The sequence below is a fragment of the Shewanella hafniensis genome (genome assembly GCF_019655335.1).
In the GTDB taxonomy this organism is placed as follows: domain Bacteria; phylum Pseudomonadota; class Gammaproteobacteria; order Enterobacterales; family Shewanellaceae; genus Shewanella; species Shewanella hafniensis.
On record NZ_BPFD01000032.1, the window covers coordinates 40439 to 48225 of the forward strand.

5 protein-coding genes are annotated in these 7787 nt (G+C 43.5%); all 5 read right to left on the reverse strand.

Features of this window, described 5'->3' with window-relative positions:
- Positions 1 to 183: 183 nt before the first annotated feature.
- A complete protein-coding gene (locus K5Q99_RS10890) occupies positions 184 to 1212 on the reverse strand; it encodes a GGDEF domain-containing protein (protein ID WP_063882908.1) in 1029 nt (342 codons plus the stop codon).
- A gap of 325 nt (positions 1213 to 1537) precedes the next feature.
- Entirely contained in the window at positions 1538 to 3163 is a 1626-nt protein-coding gene (locus K5Q99_RS10895; RefSeq protein WP_220776878.1) for a phosphoethanolamine transferase, read from the reverse strand.
- 269 nt (positions 3164 to 3432) lie between these two features.
- Positions 3433 to 5526 (reverse strand): prolyl oligopeptidase family serine peptidase, encoded by a 2094-nt coding sequence (locus K5Q99_RS10900; protein ID WP_220776879.1) that lies wholly within the window; start codon positions 5524 to 5526, stop codon positions 3433 to 3435.
- A 211-nt stretch (positions 5527 to 5737) separates the two neighbouring features.
- Positions 5738 to 6247, reverse strand: a complete 510-nt coding sequence (locus tag K5Q99_RS10905) for a MarR family winged helix-turn-helix transcriptional regulator (RefSeq protein ID WP_220776880.1) — start codon at positions 6245 to 6247, stop codon at positions 5738 to 5740.
- Positions 6248 to 7468 carry a CDF family Co(II)/Ni(II) efflux transporter DmeF gene (gene dmeF / locus K5Q99_RS10910; protein ID WP_220776881.1) on the reverse strand — a complete coding sequence of 407 codons (1221 nt, stop codon included), beginning with the start codon at positions 7466 to 7468 and terminating at the stop codon, positions 6248 to 6250.
- Positions 7469 to 7787 lie beyond the last annotated feature (319 nt).

Consider the following 7787-nt stretch of genomic DNA (forward strand, 5'->3'; position numbering starts at 1 on the left):
TTTTTATGCAACTGACTCTTATCGATTAATCACTTAAAATGTCAGATGCTTAAGAAGAGTATTGGTAATGAGCCAAGGCCGTGCACCGTTGGCTGAATAAACGCAGCAAAATAAAGCTGTTTATGGTAACTGAACCAGCAAAACTCAGACGAAAGTCACCTCTCTATTTATACCCTATCTATTTTATCCCCTGACGCAGTTACGGCCTTCGGACTTGGCTTGATACAGGGCCTTATCGGCGCGACTAAATAGAGTTTCGGCATCGTCGCCTTGCTGCAATGAAGCCAGACCAATCGAAACAGTAATGGCGCCAAGGGAAAGTTTTTTGTCTTTTCCTATAGTTAAGCGGCGCTCAGAGATACGTTCCCGAAGATTTTCAGCCACTTGTAATGCATCGTGAAAATGAGTGTTAGGCAACACCACCACAAATTCTTCGCCGCCATAGCGCGCCACAAAGTCATCCCCTCGCACACATTGTTTTAAGGCTAATGCGACATAGGCTAACACTTTATCGCCGGTTAAATGGCCATAAGTGTCGTTAAAGGCTTTAAAGTTATCGATATCGATCAGTAAAAGGCTGCAACGGGTTTGATGATCTTGGGAAAGGTAGATTTGATCTTGAATACTCAGTTCATAGGCACGACGATTGTGCAGCGAGGTTAATTGGTCCGTCATCGCCGCCAGGCTCAGGTTTTCCATTTCCGATTTAAGATTTTGCACTTCTTGGCCCATGGTGCACAGGCTTTGCTCCATCTCACGGTTGTTGATGAGCAGCATCTGCATTTCATCGACCACACCATCAACCAGCTCATTTAAAGTATTAATGTCGGGATTTGTCTGTAGGCGCAAACCAAACTCAGCTAATGAACCTGAAAACGCTGCGGTGCCTTGACTCAACTGGCTAATTTTACTTAACAAACTATTGATCAGGATTTGCGTTTCAATCTGCACATTTTCAATCACTTCAGGTGACTGCTCTTGAATAAAGTTCTTATACAGACTGGTATTGACCTCCTTAGTAAAAGAAACTGAATTTGCCAGAAAGCCATCAATCGCACGGTTTAAATCGAGATTTGTCCCTGCAAAATATTCATACCAAACAGTGTAGTTTTCAGGTGTGACTGGTATATCGAGGGCAGACATTTGCGGTACGGCCAAACGCAAAATTTGCGCGGCAGAATCAAGCTCTTTATTTTCTGCAGTAGAAGGCATAAATCGCGAACCATAGATTTGTTATGTTTTTGTATGCATTAAGTTAACTCAAGTGCTTCAATTTGGATATGGGGGAAATCAATTATTATGATAGGCGACAAAAGAAAAGAGGATGCCACCATCCTCTTTTAAGTTAGAACTTGAATTGACGACACCAAACTAACGAGGTATCACTCAATAACTTGCGGTCAGTAGATCAGACTTAGTCATAAGATAACATTGAGTCACAAGATAGCATTGAGTCACCAGATAAGATTGAGTCGCACGATAAGATTGAGTCGCACGATAATGCTCACGACTCAATATTGATGAGTTAATGGGTTGATTAACCTCGGCAACTGGCAAAGATATCTAACTTAGGCTGATATACCTCGGTCTTGACATTCATTAGGCCTAAAAGACTGTCGAATAAATTGTCGTGGGAGAAACCGCCCTTCGCCGCGTGCTCAGCTAAACAGGCCATGTCTAAGTGGTTATCTTTACTGAAATCTTCAGATACCCAAGCAAGCATAGGAATACTCGTCTGTTCGATTGGGGCAATGCTGTAAGGTGCGCCATGTAAATACATGCCCTTCTCACCTAACGACTCGCCGTGATCGCTCAAATACAACATGGCTGGATCAAATTTATCTTGCTGATTTTGTAACTTTTTCACTACTTCGCTGATGATGTAGTCAGTATATAAAATGGTGTTGTCGTAGGTGTTAATCAGTTCATCTTGGCTACAGTTTTGAATATCGCTACGCTGACAATCCGGTGTGAACTTACGGTGCTCAGGTGGATAACGTAAGAAATACGTTGGTCCATGGCTACCAATCACATGCAACACAATCACGGTATCTTTACGTTCTGCAGTGGCCAAGGTTTCATCTAATTTGTTGAGTAACACTTGGTCAAAACAATATTGGCCAGTACACAACTCAGGATCGCTATTCAAATCAATCGTAATGTTTTCAACTTGATCGCACACGCCTTTACAACCAGAGTCATTGTCAAACCACTGCACTTTAATTCCGCCATGGTTCAACACATCAACCGCAGTATCTTGGGCATAGGCGCGGCGAGAATCATAATCTTCACGTCCCATGCGTGAAAACATACAAGGCAGGGAGACTGCGGTTGCCGTGCCACATGAATGGGTATCTTTAAAGATAATCAAACCTTGATCTTGGGTATGAGTGTTGGTCGGCTTGTCATAGCCATAATACTGATAATTCATCGAACGCGCGGTTTCACCAACCACAAGCACTAGCAAGTTAGGTTTACCATTAGGGTTAGTACTGACATTCTTAGCATCGAGGCCAAGCTGCTGATATTCCATCGGTGTTTGTAAGTAATGCACATTAATGTACTTAGACGCCGCACCAATAAAATACGTCGGCACTATATAGCGTTTTAGTTCATCGTTGTTACGGCCAAAAGCGGCGTAATCTTGGAAATAGAAGAAAGCAATAATAGCCAGTCCCGCCAACATCGTCAGCATAAACAGTACTTTATGCAGTAACTCTTTGAAGAATGGCTGGTATTGAATATCGGCCTTATAAATAAGGTACGCGGGTAAAATCCCTGTGATTAACATATTGATTATTGATGCGAAATTCACATACATCAGCGCTTCAGCATGATTGGTCTGAAAGGTGTTTTCTATCATGCCGTAATCGAAGACGACATTGTATTGATAAGCAGCGAAAAACACACTCGATGACAATAAGGTCAGTATGATAAAAAATGGCTTAACGAGGTACTTCACCGTAAATAAGGAAAACACAAAACTAAGGGCAAAAGTTAAAAACAACGGCATAGTGGCGATGAAGATTGGATCGACATCAGGTTGCTTTTCGATGCCTTTTTTAATGATATCGAATAGTGGAATATTGAAAATACAAACGTAAAACAACGCCGTGATAAAAGTGAAACGATTCACCGATAGAGTCTTAAATCTTGCTAGCACTGATAGCTCTCACTCAAATTAGTTGTATGCCGAGACTAACTTACAATTCTTAAGGTAATCTTAGGCTGTAACAGTCAAATTTTTTCGCCATAGTAGCAAGCTCTCGGCAATGGCTCAAATTATCTGTGGTTAATGTTAACAATTAAAAAACAAAGTTAAAAAAACGGCCGAACCTCAATCAGTTCGACCGTTTTTTGCTCCCCAACCTATTAGGGCATTGCTCGGCTTTGTCACCAACTTGTTAACAACTTATGTTAACCCAGCGGTGATTATCGTAATTGCTGTAGTAAGTAGGCAAACGCCATTGAATTAAGTTCCGCAGCTTGATTATTATCTGCAGCGCCGGCGTGGCCACCTTCGATATTTTCGTAGTACAAGACATCAATTCCCATGTCTTTCATCTTAGCGACCATCTTACGGGCGTGACCTGGGTGAACCCTGTCGTCACGGGTAGAAGTGGTGAAAAAGACCTTGGGATAATGCACGTCTTTATGCAGATTATGATAAGGCGAGTAGGTTTTAATGTACGCCCATTCCTCTGGAATATCAGGGTTACCGTATTCGCCCATCCAGCTAGCACCCGCTAATAACTTATTGAATCTAAACATATCAAGCAGAGGTACTTGGCACACGACAGCATTATAAAGATCCGGTCTGCGGGTAAATGCCGCGCCCATTAACAGGCCACCATTGCTGCCACCTTGGATACCTAAATGTTTGCTGGAAGTGATTTTACGGGCAATCAAATCTTCAGCAATGGCTTCAAAATCCTCATAGGCTTTATGACGATTTTGTTTTAACGCCGCTTGATGCCAAGCTGGGCCGTATTCGCCACCGCCACGAATGTTGGATAACACATAGACGCCGCCCTGCTCTAACCAATTCTTACCAATGGTGGCCGAATAAGATGGACGCAGCGACACTTCAAACCCGCCGTAACCGTAAAGTAGCGTGGGATTAGTGCCATCTAACTTAAGATCCTTAGCCATCACCACAAAGTACGGCACTTTAGTGCCATCTTTAGACGTCGCAAAGTATTGCTCGGTTTTAAACTTGTCCGCCGCAAACTGTTGCGGCATACCTTTAATTTTCTGCGGATTTAGGGTTTTAGCATTCACAGTGTAGAGAGTTGAAGGTTCAAGAAAACTGGTGTAATTCACAAAGAAATCATCACTGTCTTGCTCAACATCCATTACAGTCAAGGCGCCATTCGCTTCGAATGGGACTTGGGTGCTCTGCCAAGCGCCCTTTTCGTCTTGCTCATAACGCACTAATTTGCTTTTAACGTTATCGAGCCAATTAACGAAAATTGCACTCTTACTAAAACTGAGCTGCGCTATCGATGCGGTTTGAGTCGGGCTTACAAATAAACTGAACTTGGCTTTTTGAGCGATAAGATCCGCCACATCGGCATACACGACCGCGCCTTGCTTAAAGTTACCGTCTTGATTGGTTAAATCGCTCTTTAACTCAATGAATAACTTACCTTTGAAATAACCTTTAATCTCAGCATCTTGCGGTAAAGGCAATCCAATAAGTTTACCGTCTTGGTACACATATTGGCTGGCGGTATAAAAAGTATGCGCTTCGGTGACTAAACTCAGCGGCGTTTTATCATCAAATAACACCCAGCCAGAAACTGCAACTGAAGCCTTATCGCCAGTAAAAACAGGCTTAGCTTGCTCGAGTGGCGTGCCGCGTTGCCACAGTTTAACGCCCCGTGGATATCCAGAGTCCGTCATGCTTTGACCATCACCAAAATCTGTACCGACAAAGGCGTGATCTTTATCTATCCAGCTCAGACTCGATTTGGCTTCTTTTAAAAAGAATGGTTTATCTTTGGCAGCAACAAAGGATTTAGTGTTGAGATTAAATTCACGCACTTCCACCGCATCAGCACCGCCGCGAGACAATGAGACAAAACAGCGCTCATTTTCGGGATACTGACAGCTAATATCCTTAAATACCCAATTGACGGATTCAGCTTTACCTAGGGCATCGATATCAAGCACGGTTTCCCATTTGGGATCGGGTTTAGCATATTCTTCCATGGTAGTGCGGCGGTAAATACCGCGCACATGGGTATCATCCTTCCAAAAGTTGTATAACTTGTCGCCAATGTGGGTCGCGTAGGGAATGCGTTCTTTATCGTTCAGGATGGCGAGACTGTTCGCCACTAAGGTATCAAAACCTTTAAACGCTTTAATTTCGGCGGCAGATGCAGCATTTTGGGTTTTCACCCATTCCATCGGCTTTGCGCCTTCAACATCTTCTAACCAAATGTATTTATCTTCTTCTGCGTGAAGTTGACCGCTCATACCGAGCACTCCTGCAATGCACCAAGGCAGTAATTTATTATTCATTCTATTCCTTTTAAACAAAGTCCATCTTGAGATCTGCCCTTACATTACCTTAATTAATATCCAGTTCAACTATTAATCCAACAAGAATGTAACAAAAGGTAAGGTACTGTAATAGCAGATGATTAATCTAGAATGAATCGCGTTTTTAAAAATGACGTGCTATAAAAAAGCGTCCGAGAAGGACGCTTTTTAGTGGATGAAATAGGGTAAATTAAAACTCGTTATTCATACGAGACAACAAATTGAGCAGTACGATTCGCTCTTCACTGCTCATTTTTGCGGTGAGATCTGTGGTGAGTTGTAGATGCAAAGCATCATGTTCGAGGAACAAGGCTTGCCCCTTATCGGTTAACTCCACCAGAATCGACCGGCGATCGGTTTCATGGGGACGACGCACAACCCACTGTGCCTCTACCATTTTATCGATTTGAACTGTTAATGTGCCGGTTGTGACGCCAATTTTATCCGCCAATTCCTTCATCCGCATGGCGCCGTGCACGCCGAGTAACTCAATGGTGTGCACCTGCGATAGACTAAACCCTTTGTCGCGCACAATGGCGTGTTCCCATGACGACAGCTTTTCATAAAATTCAATAATTACATGATTTAATGCATGATCTGTTGAATGCGCAGCCGTTGAATGTCCAGCTGTTGATTGTGCAGCAGGCAAATGTGCCTCACTTGCATGCAGGTTTGATGAGGGATGATGTTCAACAGTCATTTAGGCTTCCTTAGCCATACACTCGCGCTGACGACAAGTATGGAGTTCAATGGTGATATGGGCCAATTCAGGAAATTGTGACAGTAACTGATTAAAATAACTGACATCTTTCGGTGAATGGGACACGATGGATACCATAATAGCATGGTGATCGGCGCTCACTCGCCAAAGATGTAAATCGGCCACTTGATGATCTGTTACAGCTTCAATGGTTTGCGTGACTTTACGCTGTAATGATGCTTTAACGCCGCCGTCCAGCAAAATAGGGCTGGTTTGCTGAATGAGTCCCCAAGACCAACGGCTGATAATCACAGCACCCACTATACCCATAATCGGGTCGAGCCAAGTCAGTCCCATGTATTTACCAAACAACAAAGCAGCGATGGCGAGCACTGACGTTAACGCATCAGCCAGTACGTGAAAATAGGCCGCACGTAGGTTGTGATCATGGCCACCGTGGGCCTTCTGGCTCTTGTGCTCATGCTCATGCTCATGCTCATGCTCATGCTCATGCTCATGCTCTGCAGCATGTTGGTGATCCTGTTTATGTTGGCAATGGCTGTGATCATGATGACTTTCATCGTGTGCATGTGAGTCATGGTGCGGATCCGCATCATGTGAATGCGCTGTATGGGCATGTTCGTCTTTATGATCATCTTGATGGTCATGAGCGTGACTATGTCCGTGTCCGTGACCGTGCCCATGGTCGTGGGTATGATGATCTTTAAGTAAAAATACACTCAGCACATTGACGCTTAAACCAATAACGGCCACAAAAATAGCTTCGTTGAAATGAATTTGCTCGGGACTAATCAGTCGCATTCCCGATTCAATCAACATCACCAGTGCTACAAGTCCTAGCGCTATTGCGCTGGTATAACCGCCAAGCACACTCACTTTGCCTGTACCGAAAGCAAAAGCAGGATCGTTAGCGTGTTTACGGGCATAGGAATAGGCGAATAACGTGATCATAAAGGCCGCGGCATGGGTTCCCATATGCCAACCGTCGGCGAGCAGTGCCATAGAACCGTAAATGGTTCCGGCAGCAATTTCAGCCACCATAGTGATCACAGTTAAATACAGTACATAACGCGTGTTCTTTTCGCCATCGCGGTTCTGGCTCGAAAACTCATGGGAGTGTTGCCACTGGGCGAGTGAGTGCCCTTGGCGGTGGGCAGTAGCTTGATGCTCTGTCGCTTGCTCGGCTGTAGTTGATTTCATTGTGTTATTCCTACTCCATGTCCATCGCTATCAATGATAAAAAACGTGTTGCCTGAATTATAGTTTGAATATCAAAATATATGAAGATCAAATTAACTATTAATCAAGATATACCGTTTTCAAACTTTTAAACGTGCATGTGGATCCCCATAATGCATCTGTACTCCTGCCATCAGTCGAGACGCCAGTATGTGAAGCAAGAAAGATAACTAGACTAGGCAAAATAGTTCAGGCAAGGTTTAATGAGTAATTGATTTACTTGTAAATAACTCAGCAAAGAATTGAAATCGCCGTTAACGTATAAAATTAGTCTTTGGAC